This window comes from Viridibacillus sp. KH_047 (genome assembly GCF_057838945.1).
Window position 1 is genome coordinate 4,111,362 of the sequence record NZ_CM174479.1, and the last position, 17,909, is coordinate 4,129,270.

The window sequence follows — 17,909 nt, forward strand, 5'->3', positions numbered from 1 at the left end:
TTTTCGACTTTATTCTTAGCTCGACGATTGATTTAATGATAATTGGAAAGCTGGACAAGCCCTAATGACCTGCCCGCCATTCAATTATTTGTTATTTATAATTATTCAACAGATCCTACTGGTGCTTCTTCATCAGCGCTCGGTAAGATATTAAGCGCGTCTGCTGGTTGAAGATCTTCATCTTCATCCATGTCACGAAGCTCAATTTCTTCGTCGTCAATTGATAGCATTTTCACATCTAAACCTAAACTTTGAAGTTCTTTAATTAATACTTTAAATGATTCAGGTACGCCTGGTTCTGGAACACTTTCACCTTTAACAATTGCTTCGTATGTTTTCACACGACCTACAACGTCATCGGATTTAACTGTCAAGATTTCTTGAAGAGTATAAGCAGCGCCATAAGCCTCAAGAGCCCAAACTTCCATCTCACCGAAACGTTGTCCACCGAATTGAGCTTTACCACCCAATGGTTGTTGCGTTACTAATGAGTATGGTCCTGTTGAACGTGCATGAAGTTTATCATCAACCATGTGAGCAAGTTTGATCATGTACATGACACCAACAGATACTCGGTTATCAAAAGGTTCACCTGAACGTCCATCATAAAGAATTGTTTTACCATCACGGTTCATACCCGCTTCTTCCATTGTTTCCCAAACATCTTCTTCATTGGCACCATCAAATACTGGTGTTGCCATGTGAACGCCTAAGTAGCGAGCTGCCATACCTAAATGTAGCTCTAATACTTGACCGATGTTCATACGTGATGGTACACCAAGTGGGTTTAACATGATATCAATTGGTGTGCCGTCTGGAAGGAATGGCATGTCTTCTTCTGGAAGAATACGAGAAATTACACCCTTGTTACCGTGACGTCCGGCCATTTTATCCCCTACGCGAATTTTACGTTTTTGAACGATATATGCGCGTACAAGTTGGTTAACGCCTGGAGGTAATTCGTCGCCATCTTCACGATTGAAAACTTTAACATCAAGAACAATACCGCCTGCACCATGAGGAACACGTAGTGATGTATCACGTACTTCACGTGCTTTTTCACCGAAGATTGCATGTAATAAGCGTTCTTCAGCTGTCAATTCAGTTACACCTTTAGGAGTTACTTTACCTACAAGGATATCTCCGTCATGAACTTCAGCACCAATACGGATAATTCCACGTTCGTCAAGATTGCGTAATGCTTCTTCACCAACATTCGGAATATCACGAGTGATTTCTTCAGGTCCTAATTTAGTATCACGAGCTTCTGATTCATATTCTTCAATATGAACAGATGTATATACGTCATCTTTAACAAGACGTTCACTCATGATTACGGCATCTTCATAGTTATAACCGTTCCAAGTCATGAAGCCAACTACAACGTTACGACCAAGTGCTAGCTCGCCACATTCCATTGAAGGACCATCAGCAAGAATATCACGTGGGTTTACGCGGTCGCCAACTTTAACAATTGGACGTTGGTTATAACTTGTACCTTGGTTAGAACGAATGAATTTCTGTAATTTATATTTAGTTAAGTCGCCTTTTACTTCTTTGCCGTCGATTTCTTCAATACGACGAATGTGAATAGAGCGAGCTTCAACATGTTCAACAATACCTGGGTATTTTGCAACTACTGCAGCACCAGAATCACGTGCATCTACGTGTTCCATACCAGTACCAACAAATGGCGCTTCTGGATTTAATAATGGAACAGCTTGACGTTGCATGTTCGCTCCCATTAGAGCACGGTTAGAGTCATCGTTTTCTAAGAAAGGAATACATGCTGTCGCAGCAGAAACAACTTGTTTTGGTGATACGTCCATGTAGTCAACGTTTTCACGTTTGAAGATAGTGTTATCACCACGGAAACGACCTACAACTTCTTCTTTAGCAAATGAACCATCTGGATTTAAGATTGAATTCGCTTGTGCTACTACGTAGTTGTCTTCTTCGTCTGCAGTTAAATAATCGATATGACCAGTAACTCGACTTGTTTCAGGATCAACGCGACGGTAAGGTGTTTCGATGAAGCCAAATTTATTCACTTTCGCGAAACTTGAAAGTGAGTTTATTAAACCAATGTTCGGACCCTCAGGAGTCTCAATTGGACACATACGACCATAGTGTGAGTAATGAACGTCACGTACTTCAAAACCAGCACGTTCACGAGTTAAACCACCAGGTCCTAAAGCTGATAGACGACGTTTGTGCGTTAATTCAGCTAACGGGTTTGTTTGGTCCATGAATTGAGATAATTGAGAACTACCAAAGAATTCCTTGATAGAAGCAATTACAGGACGAATATTGATTAATTGTTGTGGAACAATAGATTGTGTATCGTTAATCGACATACGTTCACGTACAACACGTTCCATACGAGATAAACCGATACGGAATTGATTTTGTAATAATTCACCTACAGAGCGTAAGCGACGATTACCTAAATGATCGATATCATCTGTGTTACCAACACCATACAGTAAGTTAAAGAAGTAAGATACAGATGCAATAACGTCAGCAGGAGTGATATTTTTCACTTCTTCTTCTACGTAAGCATTACTGATTACTTTAATTTCTTTTTGCGCTTCATCATTAGGTGCAAAGATTTTAATTTCTTGAATTAAAACGTCGCCTTCTAAAACGCCTGCAACTTTAGACATTGTTTGGAAGCCAATGCCTTTTTCTAGATGTGGAATTAAGCGATCTAGTACACGACGATCGATTAAAGTTCCAGCTTCAACTAAAATTTCACCTGTTTCAGGATCAACTAGTGTCTCTGCCACTGTTTGATTGAATAGACGATTTTTAATATCAAGCTTTTTGTTCATTTTATAACGACCAACATTAGCTAAATCATAGCGTTTTGGGTCAAAGAAACGTGAGTACAAGAGGTTTTTAGCGCTTTCTACTGTAGGTGGTTCACCTGGGCGTAGACGTTCATAAATTTCCAACAACGCTTTCTCTGTACTTTCAGTGTTATCTTTTTCTAAAGTATTACGTAAATATTCGTTATCACCAATAAGCTCGATGATTTCTTGGTCTGAAGCAAAACCTAAAGCACGTAAAAGTACTGTTACAGGTAATTTACGTGTGCGGTCGATACGAACATAGACAACATCTTTTGCATCTGTTTCGTACTCTAACCATGCTCCACGGTTAGGAATCACTGTTGCGCCGAAGCCTTTTTTACCGTTTTTATCTGTTTTATCGTGATAGTATACACTTGGTGATCTAACTAATTGTGAAACGATAACGCGTTCTGCGCCGTTGATAACGAAAGTGCCAGTTTCAGTCATAAGTGGGAAGTCACCCATAAATACTTCTTGTTCTTTCACTTCGTCTGTTTCTTTGTTGTGTAAACGTACTTTTACACGTAATGGTGCAGCGTAAGTAACATCGCGTTCTTTACATTCATCGACATCATATTTCGGTTCTCCGAGACTATAGTCGACGAATTCAAGTGAAAGATTCCCTGTAAAGTCTTCAATCGGTGAAATATCGCGGAACATTTCACGTAAACCTTCTTCAAGAAACCACTCGTTAGATGCGGTTTGAATCTCAATTAGATTCGGAAGTTCCAGCACCTCATTAATACGCGCAAAGCTTCTACGCTGGCGGTGTTGTCCGTACTGAACTAGTTGACCTGTCAACTCATTCACCCCTCAATAAAGCGATAATAGGTCTTTGCGAAATCATACAAATGGTGTATGATATCGAAAGACAAAAAGAAAACGAGTTCGTTAAAGAGCTCATTTTCGATTAACCAAACATAACTTTGAAAAGTCTACCCATAATGATATAGTTTTTATACAAAAGGACAGACCTATTCAAATTAATATTTTTGCATTTTATTATAATATCACAGCTAATTTGTCAAGTCAATCTATAAACTTTAACAGATTATTTTTTGGCCTTGATAATCCAATAGCCTTTTTTCTTCTCTATGACTGTTACTTCAGTGAACTTCTCTTCTAAATGCGCAATAGTCGATGGTGCACCTTGCTTCTTCTGAATAACTATCCACAACTCACCGTTATCCACAAGTTTTTCAAAAGCTTGATCATAAAAACGGAAGATTGTATCTTTTCCCGCTCGGATCGGAGGATTTGTCATAACGGCAGCGACTTGTTCTTCTTGAACAGCAGAAAGTCCATCACTCTCAAAAATCTGCACATTTTGTACCCCGTTCACCTCAGCGTTTTTCTTCGCTAATGAAACCGCACGTTCGTTAACATCCATCATATGAATGACTCGTTCAGGATAATTTTTTGCAATAGACAAGCCAATTGGGCCATAGCCACAACCCACATCTAAAATACACCCTTCAACATCAGGCAATTCAAAACTATCAATTAACACACGGGAGCCAAAATCTACTTCGCTTTTACTAAAAACCCCTGCATCTGTTTCAAATACAAAAGAAAATCCTCGAAGAGTGAATTTCCATTTACTCGGATTACTTCCGACTTGAGGTTTTTTCGAATAATAATGTTCTGACAAGAAAATGCCCTCCATCACGTAAAATGAAGAAAAAGCTCGTCAGAATTGACGAGCTTTTTTCAAATAGAAAGTAGAAATTATTTAACTTCTACGCTAGCGCCAACTTCTTCAAGTTTAGCTTTGATTTCTTCAGCGTCAGCTGCAGAAACGCCTTCTTTAATAGCTTTAGGAGCGTTATCTACTACTTCTTTAGCTTCTTTTAAGCCAAGACCAGTGATTTCACGTACCACTTTGATTACTTTAATTTTTGATTCGCCTGCAGAAGCAAGAACTACATCAAATTCAGTTTTTTCTTCTACTGCAGCAGCAGCACCACCAGCAGCAGCTACAGGAGCAGCAGCAGTAACACCGAATTCGTCTTCGATTGCTTTTACTAAATCGTTTAATTCAAGAACTGTCATAGCTTTGATAGCTTCTAAGATTTGTTCATTGTTCATTATAATTTCCTCCTATACGGAATATTAGTTTTGTTTTGGCATATTATGCCGAGAAGATTAAGCTACGCTTAAAATTAAGCGCCTTGCTCTTCTTTTTGTTCTGCAACAGCTTTTGTTGCAAGAGCGAAATTGCGTACTGGTGCTTGAAGCACAGATAATAGCATAGAAAGTAGACCTTCGCGTGATGGAAGTTCTGCCAATGCTTTAACATCTTCAGCAGATGCAAATGTACCTTCGATAAGACCAGCTTTAATTTCAAGTTGTTCGTTAGCTTTCGCAAAGTTGTTAATGATTTTAGCAGGAGCAATTACATCTTCAGTTGAGAATGCGATTGCGTTTGGACCTGTAAGGAATTCATTAAGTTCTTCTTGTTCAACTTCTACAGTAGCACGGCGTACTAAAGTATTTTTGTATACTTTAAATTCGACACCAGCTTCGCGTAATTGTTTACGTAGTTCTGTTACTTGAGCAACAGAAAGGCCACGATAGTCAACAACTACTACGGATGCAGCGCTTTTGAACTTGTCAGCGATTTCTTGAACGACAGCTTGTTTAGCTTCAACTGCTTTGTTCATCTTGACACCTCCTATAAGAATGGGTCATTTATACCAACAAAAGAAAAGCCTCCTGTCTATGTAGACAAAGAGGCGGAAAGTCATCATCTTAAATAAGAGTCTGAGTTCCTTTGTCCTCGGTAGGTTAATTAAGCAATTACTTGCCCCTACGGTCTACGGTACAAATGGATGATTCACAACGTTGTACATCATATCAAAATATGATGACGTTTGTCAATCAAAAATTATTTCGCAGCAACTGAAGTAGAAGCATCAACTTTGATTGATGGTCCCATTGTAGTTGTTACGTGTACTGATTTCATGTAAGTACCTTTAGCTGCAGCAGGCTTAGCTTTAATAATTACATCAACTAGAGTTGATAAGTTTTCAGCTAATTTATCAGCTTCGAATGAAGCTTTACCGATTGGAGCGTGAACGATACCAGCTTTATCAGCACGGTATTCAACTTTACCAGCTTTGATTTCAGCGATTGCTTTAGCAACGTCGAAAGTAACTGTTCCAGTTTTAGGGTTTGGCATTAAGCCTTTTGGTCCTAATACGCGACCTAATTTACCAACTTCACCCATCATGTCAGGAGTTGCAACGATTACATCGAAGTCAAACCATCCTTGTTGGATTTTAGCGATATATTCAGCATCACCAGCGAAGTCTGCACCAGCTGCTTCAGCTTCTTTAAGTTTTTCGCCTTTAGCGAAAACTAATACGCGTTGAGTTTTACCAGTTCCGTTTGGAAGTACTACTGCTCCACGGATTTGTTGGTCATTTTTACGTGTATCAATATTTAAGTTAAATGCTACTTCAACAGTTGCGTCAAAGTTAACAGTGCTTGTTTTTTTAGCCAACTCAACTGCTTCTTGTACAGAATACACTTGAGTACGGTCTACTAATTTAGCTGCATCTTGCAGTTTTTTACCTTTTTTAGCCATTATAAATTTCCTCCTTGATTGTGGTTGTAGCGGAATAAACCTCCCACGAATAAAGGCTGCGAGTTTCAAATATGACTATTAGAAACGTTCGCAACCCTCAAAAAAACAATACTTCTATCAAGTAATGGGATTAGTCTTCGATAACAATACCCATGCTACGCGCAGTACCTTCAACCATTAACATAGCTGCTTCAACTGTTGCAGCGTTAAGGTCTGGCATTTTAGTTTCAGCGATTTCGCGAACTTTATCGCGTTTCACTGTAGCTACTTTTTTACGGTTAGGTTCACCTGATCCTGATTGGATACCAGCTGCTACTTTAAGTAAAACTGCTGCCGGCGGAGTTTTTGTAACGAAAGTGAATGAACGATCTTCGAATACAGAAATCTCTACTGGAATGATTAAACCTGCTTGGTCCGCAGTACGAGCGTTGAATTCTTTACAGAATCCCATGATGTTAACACCTGCTTGACCTAATGCAGGACCTACCGGTGGCGCTGGGTTTGCTTTACCAGCTGGAATCTGAAGTTTTACAACTTTAATAACTTTTTTAGCCACGAGACACACCTCCTTAAGTCCGTGATGTGGTAATTGGGTTGCCCCTCCCACTCAATATCTGTCTGTCGGCTTATTCCGATAACATTAAAAATAAAAATGCCAGTCTATAATAAAATGACAGTCTGACCTTTGAAATGATATCACTTTTAACATTCTAAGGCAAGTATAATTGTCAATTATACTTTTAACACTTGATCGTAGTCTAATTCCATTTTAGTTTCGCGACCGAACATATCAATAGTTACCTTAACTTTTCCTTTATCAGCAACAATCTCTTCGACCTTACCTTGGAAATGAGCAAACGGTCCTTCTAACACTTCAACTAAATCGCCAATAGCGAAATCGATTTCAAGTGATTTTTCTTGCATACCCATTTGTTTAAGGATGAATTCGACTTCTTCAGGTAATAATGGTGTAGGTTTTACCCCACCGCCTGATGAACCGATAAATCCAGTAACACCTGGTGTATTACGCACTACATACCATGCATCATCTGTCATGATTAACTCCACTAGTACATAACCAGGGAATGTTTTACGCATATATTCTTTTTTGCGGCCATCTTTAACTTCCGTCTCTTGTTGTTCAGGAATGATGACGCGGAAAATTTTATCTTGCATACCCATTGTTTCAACACGTTTTTCTAGGTTTGCTTTAACTTTATTTTCATAACCAGAGTAAGTATGAACTACATACCAATTTTTTTCCATAATAGATAGGACTACTCGTCCTTCCCTCCTTCGCTAAAGGCAAATGAAAAAACCCGTTACAGATCATTCACGGGCCATTTCAAAAATATTAACATTAATTCAATTATAAATCCAAATACATGCGGAATAATTTAGAAATCCCTAAGTCTACTAACATGAAAAATGCAGCCATGAAAAGTAAAGTTGAAATAACAACAATTGTGTATTTCGTAAGTTCTTTACGCTTAGGCCAGCTTGTTTTTTGCATTTCCGACATAACGCCGCGGAAAAAGCTACTAATCTTACCCATCTAACTAACCCCCGAATAAAATCATATATACAAAGCGAATCGTATTATCTAGTTTGTTTATGTAATGTATGTTCATTACAGTGAGAACAATATTTTTTCAGTTCCATCCTTGCAGTTGTACTGTCTTTCGATGCAGGAAGTGAATAGTTTCTTGAACCACACTTTTCACAGCTAAGCACGACTTTTTTTGCCATTTTATCACCTTTTCGGCATTTGTCCTTATAAAGACTATCACCTATCACAAATACTGTCAACTTGCCTACAGCTAGCATTCTTGCAATCATTCAATATCTAAATGACGTTCTAATTTCCGTTTTACGCGTTGTAAAGCATTGTCAATCGACTTCACATGCCTGTTCAATTCAGCGGAAATCTCGTGATAAGATTGTCCATCTAGATAGAGTGCCAACACCTGACGTTCGAGATCACTTAATATTTCGCCAATTTTTTCTTCCATGTAGCTAAATTCTTCACGATGAATGATAAGCTCCTCTGGATCGTCGACAACCGAACCCGTTAACACATCCATTAACGTGCGCTGGGATTCTTCATCAAAAATTGGTTTGTCCAATGAGATGTATGAATTAAGTGGAATATGCTTTTGTCTAGTTGCAGTTTTTATTGCAGTGATGATTTGACGTGTAATACAAAGTTCCGCAAAAGCTTTGAAAGAAGATAACTTATCTCCTTTAAAATCGCGAATAGCCTTATAAAGTCCAATCATACCTTCTTGCACAATATCCTCTTTATCAGCACCAATGAGAAAATACGACTTCACTTTCATACGAACGAATGATTTATACTTCGTAATGAGGAAGTCTAACGCTTCACTATCACCACTATGGACCATTCCCACTAGCTCTTCGTCGGTAAATTGCTCATATTGTTGTTGCTGCTTCAAGTGTAAATGATCGCTAATAATCAATAGTATCACTCCAATTGCGCTAGCATTGTTAAAAACAGTATAACGGAATTGGAAAATATCAGTCAATCATTCATTTTATTTCCTCTCCGCCATAACTCAAACTTTGCAGCAATATCATCTCTTAATTGTATCTTAGAACTGGGCCTTTGCACTTGAATATCCCTTACTGTTTGCGTGATTTTAGATTGCGTAGATTGCATTTCAATTTCTAATTCTCTAGCAGACTTTCTTAATGCCCCATGTCCGAAAACGACATTTTGCTCTGTCATATCAGATGTCGCTACATAAATACGGACTCTTTTACTAATTAAAGAAGCAGTAAGCTTTTCAATTCTTTCATCCGCAGTTTCTCTAGCTCTTGTATAAATCACTTCTACGTCATGCTGCACATTTTTTGTTTCAATCCCTGGCACGAGATACGCGTCAAAGATAACAATGACGCGCCAGCCAGAATACGCCTTATACTCTGCCATCATTTCTACCAGTCGGTCTCTCGCATCTATTAGCCTTTGCTCTTTTAATCTTCTGAGTTCTTCCCAAGCACCAATAATGTTATAACCATCAACCAACAGTATATTCATGGCATTCACCTTAAACTTCTTGGCGTTTACGCAATACTTCGTACATCAATAAAGCAGCTGCTACAGATGCATTTAGCGATGTAACATGACCCACCATTGGTAAATTATATAGGAAATCACATTTTTCTGTTAATAAACGACTCATACCTTTCCCTTCACTACCGATAATGACTGCTAGTGGCAAAGTTGCATCCATTTTACGATAGTCTGCTGAGCCTTTTGCGTCTGTTCCCGCGATCCAAACACCACGTTTTTTTAACTCATCTACCGTTTGCGATAGATTATTAACACGAACAGTTGGAATATGTTCGATCGCGCCTGTAGACGCTTTCGCTACAACAGCCGTTAAGCCCACTGCACGACGTCTCGGAATGATAATACCATGGGCACCCACTGCATCTGCAGTTCTCATAATAGAACCTAAATTATGTGGATCTTCTAATTCATCTAAAATAAGGAAAAACGGATCTTCTCCACGGCTTTCTGCCAATTTAAATAAGTCATCTAATTCAGCATATTTATAAGCCGCAACAGATGCCACAATCCCTTGGTGATTAGCATCTGTTAACTGATCTAATTTTTTCTTCGGAACGAATTGTACGATAATTCCCTGTTCTTTCGCTAATGCAAGTAGCTCCGTTAAGCTACCATGCTGAACACCTTCTGCAATCCAAATTTTATTCATTTCTCTTGCTGCACGAAGCGCCTCTAATACCGGGTTTTTCCCGGCAATCATCTCATTTGACTGTTCTTCCGTCATCTTTTGACACTCCTTTTGATTCTTCAATAATATCAATTGTATATTGGATTATTTCATTTACACGGTCCATTTGACCTGTTAAATATAAGCTGCCAATTACAGCTTCATACGCTGAGCTATAGCGGTATGTTTGAACATCAGTATTCTTTGGTACAGATCCTGACTTTGCGTTACGACCGCGTTTTAGGACCGCCATTTCTTCTTCAGAAAAAAACTCTTCATCCATCATTCGGTGAATAACACTTGACTGAGCCTTTGCAGAAACATAATGCGTTGCCTCTTTATGAAGAATATTCGGTTTGACGCGTCCAGAGCGTAATAGATGCTCACGTACTGCTATTTCCAGTACAGCATCTCCCATATACGCCAACGCCAATGCATTTAACTGTTTGACATCTTGGTTACGAAGCTCTCCCACTACCATTAACCTCGTTTCCATCTAATGCCTTGGCGTGTATCCTCTAAAATAATATTCATCTCTTTTAGTTGATCACGAATTTCGTCAGCACGTTTAAAATCACGATCTTTACGGGCTTGAATACGTTCTTCAATAAGCGCATCGATCTCTTCATCCAGTAACTCTTCTGCTATAACTAATTCAATTCCGAGCACATCAGCTAACGCACTTAAAGTATCGGCAAATTTCGTTAATACTTCTTCATTCGTATTTTGTTCAAGTAAATATTTATTGGCAGTTGCTGATAACTCAAATAGCGCCGCAATTGCATTTGCAGTGTTAAAATCATCATCCATAGCAAGTTCAAACTGTTCTTTTACTTCAGCAATATTTGCTAACCACTCGTCTTTTTCTTCTCCCAAATTAGCTGTTGCAGTTAGTCGATGTTGCAAGTTGTTGAAAGAAGTACGGATACGTTCTAATCCTGCAGCTGCAGCTTCTACTAAGTCTTGCGCAAAGTTAATTGGGTTGCGATAGTGTACTGATAGTATAAAGAATCTTAAAACTTGAGGGTCAATTTGCTTGCGAATATCATTTACAAGAATGAAGTTGCCAAGTGACTTAGACATCTTTTCGTTGTCGATATTAATATAGCCATTATGCATCCAGTAACGTGCAAATTGCTTGCCTGTATATGCCTCAGATTGAGCTATTTCATTTTCATGATGTGGGAATGTTAAATCTTGCCCACCTGCGTGGATATCAATAGTATCACCAAAATGCTCATGTACCATTACAGAACACTCAATATGCCAACCTGGTCTACCTTGACCCCATGGACTTTCCCAGAAGATTTCACCTGGTTTAGCGGCCTTCCAAAGAGCAAAGTCCAAAGCATCCTCTTTTTTGTCACCAGTTTCGATGCGGGCACCAACTTTCAAATCATCTACAGACTGATGAGAAAGTTTTCCATAACCTTCAAATTTACGCGGACGATAATAAACGTCCCCTTGAGATTCGTAGGCATAACCTTTTTCAATTAGTACAGCGATAAACTCAATAATTTGATCCATATGCTCCGTAACACGTGGATGTGAATCTGCTTTTTGGCAACCTAATGCTGTAATATCCTCAAAATAAGCTTGAATAAAGCGATTTGTTAAATCTGATACATCTTCACCAAGTTCATTTGCCGCTTTAATAATTTTATCGTCTACATCTGTGAAATTTGATACATACGTAACATCAAAGCCTTTATAAGTTAAGTAACGACGCACTGTATCATATACAATTACAGGACGAGAATTCCCGATATGAATGTAGTTATAAACAGTAGGACCACATACATACATTTTCACTTTTCCTTCTTCAAGTGGTACGAAATCCTCTTTTTGTCGAGTTAATGAGTTAAAAATTTGAACACCCATTGTAATTTACATCTCCTTTTCACTTAGTACAATCTGTTTTTGAAGTTCTTCTATCTTCCGTTCTAACGTAGAACAACGATCCTCTACTGGATCTGGAATATTTTGATGATCTAGTTTTTGTTTATTCTCTACTTTGATACCGTCTTGAATAACGATTTTCCCTGGAATGCCAACGACTGTAGCATTGGGAGGTACAGCTTTTAACACAACAGAACCTGCACCAATTTTGCTATTTGCACCAATCGTTATAGAACCAAGCACCTTAGCACCTGTTGCAACAAGTACATTATCTTCCAGTGTTGGGTGACGTTTCCCCTTCTCTTTTCCTGTACCACCAAGTGTGACCCCTTGATATAAGGTAACGTCATTGCCAATCTCACATGTCTCTCCAATAACAACGCCCATTCCATGGTCAATAAAGAAACGTCGACCGATTTTTGCGCCTGGATGAATTTCAATCCCCGTGAAGAATCTACTTACCTGAGAGATAAAACGTGCCATAAAGTAAAATTCCCTCTTGTAAAAAGCATGTGCAATGCGGTGTCCCCAAACCGCATGCAAACCAGAATAAGTTAGCACAACTTCCAAGGTGCTTCGTGCAGCAGGATCATTTTCAAAAATCGTCGCAACATCTTCCCTTATAGTTTTGAACATATATTCAAAGCTCCCCTCTTTTTTCAAAATAAAAACGCCTCTGCCCTATAGGACAGAGACGCTGGATATGCGCGGTTCCACTCTGGTTGGAAGTATTAAAAAACACTTCCCGCTTAAAGTCTATAACGGTGACTTACCGACTAAGCCTACTTAACGTTCAACTCAGTGCTCAGAGGTGCATTTCTGTATTACATTGGCTCAGACCACTTTCAGCCGGTGATGGTCCTCTCTACAGAGCTTGCTCTACATACTTCTCCTCTTCAACGCTTTTTTATCGATAGTAGCTTCATTTTACAATGTAGCTGAAAAAAAGCAAACTAAATTACTTGATAAATTGTTCGACACGTTTAATGATTGTTTCTTTACCTAGTAATGCAATTGAGTTTGGAAGTTCTGGACCATGCATTTCACCTGTTGTAGCAACACGGATCGGCATGAATAGGTTTTTACCTTTGTGGCCAGTTTCCTTTTGCACTGCTTTAATAGCTGCTTTAATAGCTGCTGGTTCAAATTCCTCTAAAGCTTCTAATTGCACTTTGAATGAAGCCATTACTTCTGGAACTTGTTCACCAGCTAATATTTCTTTTTCTTCTTCATTGTATGCAAGTTCATCCGTAAAGAACAATTGAGTTAACTCAACAATTTCAGCACCGAAGCTCATTTGTTCATGATAGAGACCGATTAAATCAGATGCCCAAGCTTGTTGCTCTTCTGTTAACTCAGTTGGCAATAGACCTGCTTTTTGTAAATGAGGTAATGCCAGTTCTACTACTTTTTCATGAGATAATTTTTTAATATATTGGTTGTTCATCCACGTTAATTTTTGTTTATCAAACATAGATGGAGATTTTGAAAGACGTTTTTCATCAAATAGACGGATGAACTCTTCTTTAGAGAAGATTTCTTCTTCGCCTTCTGGTGACCAACCTAATAAACCGAAGAAATTGAACATTGCTTCTGGTAAATAACCAAGATCACGATATTGCGAAACAAATTGGATAATAGATTCATCACGTTTTGATAATTTTTTATGATTTTCATTAACAATTAAAGTCATATGGCCGTAGCTTGGAGCTTCCCAACCAAACGCATTAAAAATCATTAATTGTTTTGGTGTATTTGATAAATGCTCTTCACCGCGGAATACATGTGTCATTTCCATGAAGTGATCATCTAGTACAACTGCATAGTTATATGTTGGAATTCCATTTGCTTTGACTAGTACCCAATCACCAACATCTTTAGATTCGAATGATACCTCACCACGAACTAAATCATCAAATTTGTATGTAACGCCTTCAGGAACGCGCATACGGATTGTGAACGCTTCACCAGCAGCTTCTTTTGCTGCAACTTCTTCGGCAGATAAATGACGGCATTTCCCATTGTACATTGGAGCAGCTACACCATTTGACTTTTGTACTTCGCGATCAGCCTCTAATTCTTCTGAAGTACAGAAACATTTATAAGCCATACCTTTTTCGATTAATTGATGCGCATGGTCACGATAGATATCTAAACGCTCCATTTGACGATACGGTGCATAAGGTCCACCGATATCAACTGATTCATCATACTCCAAACCTAACCATTTTAAGTTATCTAATTGAGAAGCTTCGCCACCCTCGATATTACGCTCAATATCTGTATCTTCAATACGAACGATGAAATCTCCGTTATGGTGTCTTGCGTATAAGTAGTTAAATAAAGCTGTACGTGCGCCACCAATGTGTAAATGTCCTGTTGGGCTTGGTGCATAACGAACACGAACTTTTTTAGTCATGATATAATCCTCCTAGTTTTCCTGCAAAAATTCACTTCGTTCATTTTACCACTGCAAGTTTAAAATTTAAAGGAAGTCATTTTTTTATTAGTAAAATGGTCGCCATTGAAGCAATTCCTTCTTCGCGACCTGTAAATCCTAGTTTTTCAGTTGTTGTTGCTTTGACATTTACTTGATCAGGTTCTGCATTTAAGAGTTCCGCAATTCGATTACGCATAGGTTCAATATATGGTGCCATTTTAGGGCGTTGTGCCATAATTGTGCAATCTACATTACCTAGTACATATCCTTTGTCTTCAACGATTTTCCAAATGTATTCTAATAACTTTGCTGAGTCAGCATCTTTAAATGCAGGATCTGTGTCTGGGAAATGACGACCGATATCCCCTTCACCGATTGCGCCCAAAGCAGCGTCCGTTATTGTGTGTAATAAAACGTCAGCATCCGAATGACCTACTAAACCTTTTTCGTGAGGAATTGTAATACCTCCGATAATTAATGGTCGGCCTTCTTCAAATGCATGTACATCAAACCCTTGTCCTACTCGAAACATAGTTATCCTCCTATACGTTGGCTTAAAATCGCCTCTCCAAATACTAAATCTTCTTTTGTTGTTATTTTAACATTGTCGTAGCTACTCTCAACAATATGTACGACTTGTCCTAAACGTTCGACTAACATAGCCTCATCGGTTCCTAAAAATTGATCCTTCTCGGCTGCATGTTCTGCTTCTTGTAAAATTGTAAACTGAAATGCTTGAGGTGTTTGAATCATCCATAAGTTAGAACGATCTACCGTCTCGACTATGACACCATTTTCAACTTTTTTCATCGTATCCTTTGTACGCACACCAGCGATTACCGCACCCTTCTCTTCTGCAGCCTCTACTAGCTTATGAATAACCGGAATTGTGATAAATGGTCTAGCAGCATCATGAACGAGTACAATTTCACCATCTACTACTTTTTTTACACAAGAATACACACTATCTTGGCGTTCTGCCCCACCATCCGGTAGCGCTTTAACTTTTTTAATATTATATTTTACAAGGAGCGATTGGATATATTCTCGTTCTTCAGGCTTTACCGCTAACCAAATCCCCTTACATGCAGAGTCTTTTTCAAAGACCTCAAGTGTGTGGATTAATATTGGCTTTTCACGTAGTTCTAAGAACAATTTGTTATGTCCCGCACCCATACGCTTACCGCTACCGGCTGCAGGTAAAATAACATCATATTGCTTCAAAATTTTCACGTCCTACTCATGGAAAAGGACAAGGCAAATTGCCCTGTCTCTTTTTGTTTTCTATTATGCTACTTTACCGCCACTTTTTGGTTTTGCAAAAATCATACGACCAGCAGAAGTTTGTAAAACACTCGTCACAACGACTACAATTGCTTGCCCAATATAGGATTTTCCTTCCTCAACGACAATCATTGTACCATCATCTAAATAAGCAACACCTTGATTGTGTTCCTTACCATCCTTGATTACAACTACATGCATTTCTTCACCTGGAATAACAACAGGCTTCACAGCATTGGCTAAATCATTAATATTTAGGACCGCAACATTATGGAGATCACATACTTTATTTAAATTAAAGTCGTTGGTTAAAATTTGCCCACTCATTTTTTTAGCTAAACGAACTAATTTTAAATCCACTTCTTGAATATCGTCAAAATCCACTTCTGTAATTAAAATATCCGTTGCTCGTTCATCCTGTAAAGTTCTCAAAATATCAAGACCTCGACGACCGCGGGTACGTTTCAGTGTATCTGATGAATCTGCAATATGTTGTAATTCTGTTAATACAAACTGTGGAACGACTAATGTACCTTCTATAAAACCAGTTCCCGAAATATCAGCAATACGCCCATCAATAATAACACTCGTATCTAGTAGTTTATAAGCAGTTGCTGGTGTTTCTGAAGCCACTTCATCAGAACTTTTCTTTTTAGCTAAATTACTTGCTCTTGCTGCCGAAAATACATGAAGTAATTCATCACGTTTTTTAAAACCTACCTGGAATCCTAAATACCCAAGAACAATGGATAATATCGGTAAGACCGGCGTAATGAGCGGCAGTTGTATACTATCAATCGAAAACCCAACAAAATACGCCACAATTAATCCTACAATCAAACCTAATGTGCCAAATAACAAATCACCAACTGGAGCTTTCAATAACTTGTCTTCCATCCAACGAATAAAACGGACACATGAATCGGAAAATAAAAATGAAAATCCAAATAAAACGAATGCGCCAATTGCAACTGACACATATGGATTATTTAGCCATGGGTTTGAGGATAAATGAATGAATTCGTATAATGGCGGTAAAAATAATAAACCCAACGTACCTCCGATAAATAAGAAAGCAACTTGAATAACTATTTTCAACAAAATGAACACCTCCCTTATAGTTTTAATTATACATAGTTTGCCTTTTATTTGCTCGGCAAACCCCTTGGACAATTCAAATCAATTAAATTGCGCATTTTTTCTACTTTCCACTTTCAATCCTCTACAAAAAACAGCTTTTTACGCAAAAAACTTAATTTATAAATTAAACAAAATATGCTCTTTACAACAGAAATCCCTCTTGTTAATGACCATCCTTTAGTCAAATGTGACATCGTCATGTCACATTTCTTGAAATCGGTTACAATCTTCATATTCGAGAAAATTCACAACGCAAAACAGGAGGATTGTTATGAACCAAACAAAAGATATTAAAATAACAACTGCAGATCCATCAGGCATCGGGCTTTTTGGACTGGCCATCGTTACACTCGTAGCCTCATCTCAAAAATTAGGGTGGACTGAAGGTGTAGGGCTAGTCATTCCCTGGGCAATATTCTTAGGCGGTATCGCACAATTTTATGCCTCTATACTAGATTCTAAGCATAATAATACATTCGGTACTACCGCTTTCGGAGCTTATGGACTTTTTTGGATGGCAGTGGCTACATCTTGGTTCGTTCAATCTGGAACCTTTGGATTAACGTTACAAGAAAGTGCTGATGTACATCAATTAGGGTTCGTATACATAGGGTACCTTGTTTTTACAATATTTATGACCATTGGTGCATTAGAAACAAATAAAGTACTATTTTTCATTTTCTTCTTAATCAATTTTTTATTCGTTGGCTTATCACTAAGTTCACTTGGCATCATGGAACACGGCATGCACCTTCTAGCGGCTTATTCTGAGTTTGGCATTGCAATCCTATCTTTATACGGTGCTGGTGCAAATGTTTTGAATAAACATTTTGGTTTTGAATTTTTACCTTTAGGTAAACCATTCGGGATTATTACTAAACCAGTAGTAAAAGAAAAAACCGCTCACTTACAAACAAATAACCAATCATTTTAGAAAA

The 17,909-nt window shown here is 38.3% G+C and carries 20 protein-coding genes and 2 other annotated features; of the genes, 1 reads left to right on the plus strand and 19 read right to left on the minus strand.

Features of this window, described 5'->3' with window-relative positions; all coding sequences use genetic code 11:
• Positions 1–101: 101 nt before the first annotated feature.
• The 19 genes from rpoB to AC3IS5_RS20240 form a co-directional block, all read right to left on the minus strand.
• A complete protein-coding gene (rpoB, locus tag AC3IS5_RS20150; RefSeq protein WP_489425955.1) occupies positions 102–3,665 on the minus strand; it encodes a DNA-directed RNA polymerase subunit beta in 3,564 nt (1,187 codons plus the stop codon).
• Between the two features lie 241 nt (positions 3,666–3,906).
• Positions 3,907–4,506 carry a class I SAM-dependent methyltransferase gene (locus AC3IS5_RS20155; RefSeq protein WP_489425956.1) on the minus strand — a complete coding sequence of 200 codons (600 nt, stop codon included), beginning with the start codon at positions 4,504–4,506 and terminating at the stop codon, positions 3,907–3,909.
• Positions 4,507–4,583: 77 nt separating this feature from the next.
• A complete protein-coding gene (gene rplL / locus AC3IS5_RS20160; protein ID WP_053418532.1) occupies positions 4,584–4,943 on the minus strand; it encodes a 50S ribosomal protein L7/L12 in 360 nt (119 codons plus the stop codon).
• A 74-nt stretch (positions 4,944–5,017) separates the two neighbouring features.
• Positions 5,018–5,518: a 50S ribosomal protein L10 gene (gene rplJ, locus AC3IS5_RS20165; RefSeq protein WP_489425957.1), complete on the minus strand. Its 501-nt coding sequence runs from the start codon at positions 5,516–5,518 to the stop codon at positions 5,018–5,020.
• Positions 5,519–5,550: 32 nt separating this feature from the next.
• Positions 5,551–5,695 (minus strand) — a sequence feature (ribosomal protein L10 leader region).
• A 47-nt stretch (positions 5,696–5,742) separates the two neighbouring features.
• Positions 5,743–6,444 carry a 50S ribosomal protein L1 gene (gene rplA, locus AC3IS5_RS20170; RefSeq protein WP_053418531.1) on the minus strand — a complete coding sequence of 234 codons (702 nt, stop codon included), beginning with the start codon at positions 6,442–6,444 and terminating at the stop codon, positions 5,743–5,745.
• Positions 6,445–6,574: 130 nt separating this feature from the next.
• Entirely contained in the window at positions 6,575–7,000 is a 426-nt protein-coding gene (gene rplK, locus AC3IS5_RS20175) for a 50S ribosomal protein L11 (protein ID WP_053418530.1), read from the minus strand.
• 176 nt (positions 7,001–7,176) lie between these two features.
• The gene (gene nusG / locus AC3IS5_RS20180) at positions 7,177–7,710 is read right to left on the minus strand and encodes a transcription termination/antitermination protein NusG (protein ID WP_053418529.1); all 534 of its coding nucleotides are present in this window, start codon (positions 7,708–7,710) and stop codon (positions 7,177–7,179) included.
• Between the two features lie 103 nt (positions 7,711–7,813).
• Complete coding sequence (secE, locus tag AC3IS5_RS20185) at positions 7,814–7,999, minus strand: preprotein translocase subunit SecE (protein WP_427734172.1); 186 nt, start codon at positions 7,997–7,999, stop codon at positions 7,814–7,816.
• Positions 8,000–8,043: 44 nt separating this feature from the next.
• The gene (gene rpmG / locus AC3IS5_RS20190) at positions 8,044–8,283 is read right to left on the minus strand and encodes a 50S ribosomal protein L33 (RefSeq protein ID WP_489425958.1); all 240 of its coding nucleotides are present in this window, start codon (positions 8,281–8,283) and stop codon (positions 8,044–8,046) included.
• Positions 8,280–8,924, minus strand: a complete 645-nt coding sequence (gene sigH, locus AC3IS5_RS20195; RefSeq protein ID WP_427734174.1) for an RNA polymerase sporulation sigma factor SigH — start codon at positions 8,922–8,924, stop codon at positions 8,280–8,282. Before sigH ends, rpmG begins: the two co-directional genes overlap by 4 nt.
• A gap of 62 nt (positions 8,925–8,986) precedes the next feature.
• The gene (locus AC3IS5_RS20200) at positions 8,987–9,505 is read right to left on the minus strand and encodes an NYN domain-containing protein (protein ID WP_489425959.1); all 519 of its coding nucleotides are present in this window, start codon (positions 9,503–9,505) and stop codon (positions 8,987–8,989) included.
• A 10-nt stretch (positions 9,506–9,515) separates the two neighbouring features.
• Positions 9,516–10,265 carry a 23S rRNA (guanosine(2251)-2'-O)-methyltransferase RlmB gene (rlmB, locus tag AC3IS5_RS20205; RefSeq protein WP_038179021.1) on the minus strand — a complete coding sequence of 250 codons (750 nt, stop codon included), beginning with the start codon at positions 10,263–10,265 and terminating at the stop codon, positions 9,516–9,518.
• A complete protein-coding gene (locus AC3IS5_RS20210) occupies positions 10,243–10,683 on the minus strand; it encodes a Mini-ribonuclease 3 (protein WP_489425960.1) in 441 nt (146 codons plus the stop codon). The genes rlmB and AC3IS5_RS20210 overlap by 23 nt, the downstream gene beginning before the upstream one ends.
• Positions 10,684–10,688: 5 nt before the next feature.
• Positions 10,689–12,089: a cysteine--tRNA ligase gene (cysS, locus tag AC3IS5_RS20215; RefSeq protein WP_489425961.1), complete on the minus strand. Its 1,401-nt coding sequence runs from the start codon at positions 12,087–12,089 to the stop codon at positions 10,689–10,691.
• Between the two features lie 6 nt (positions 12,090–12,095).
• A complete protein-coding gene (cysE, locus tag AC3IS5_RS20220) occupies positions 12,096–12,743 on the minus strand; it encodes a serine O-acetyltransferase (protein ID WP_489425962.1) in 648 nt (215 codons plus the stop codon).
• 51 nt (positions 12,744–12,794) lie between these two features.
• Positions 12,795–13,016: a binding site (T-box leader), on the minus strand.
• A gap of 49 nt (positions 13,017–13,065) precedes the next feature.
• Positions 13,066–14,526 carry a glutamate--tRNA ligase gene (gene gltX, locus AC3IS5_RS20225; protein ID WP_489425963.1) on the minus strand — a complete coding sequence of 487 codons (1,461 nt, stop codon included), beginning with the start codon at positions 14,524–14,526 and terminating at the stop codon, positions 13,066–13,068.
• 76 nt (positions 14,527–14,602) lie between these two features.
• Positions 14,603–15,079 carry a 2-C-methyl-D-erythritol 2,4-cyclodiphosphate synthase gene (gene ispF, locus AC3IS5_RS20230; protein ID WP_489425964.1) on the minus strand — a complete coding sequence of 159 codons (477 nt, stop codon included), beginning with the start codon at positions 15,077–15,079 and terminating at the stop codon, positions 14,603–14,605.
• Between the two features lie 2 nt (positions 15,080–15,081).
• Entirely contained in the window at positions 15,082–15,771 is a 690-nt protein-coding gene (ispD, locus tag AC3IS5_RS20235) for a 2-C-methyl-D-erythritol 4-phosphate cytidylyltransferase (protein WP_489425965.1), read from the minus strand.
• Positions 15,772–15,834: 63 nt separating this feature from the next.
• Positions 15,835–16,932, minus strand: coding sequence for a PIN/TRAM domain-containing protein (locus AC3IS5_RS20240; protein WP_489425966.1), 1,098 nt, complete (start codon positions 16,930–16,932; stop codon positions 15,835–15,837).
• A 310-nt stretch (positions 16,933–17,242) separates the two neighbouring features.
• On the opposite strand from AC3IS5_RS20240, the gene AC3IS5_RS20245 reads away from it, so the two are divergent.
• Positions 17,243–17,905 (plus strand): acetate uptake transporter, encoded by a 663-nt coding sequence (locus tag AC3IS5_RS20245; RefSeq protein WP_489425967.1) that lies wholly within the window; start codon positions 17,243–17,245, stop codon positions 17,903–17,905.
• Positions 17,906–17,909 lie beyond the last annotated feature (4 nt).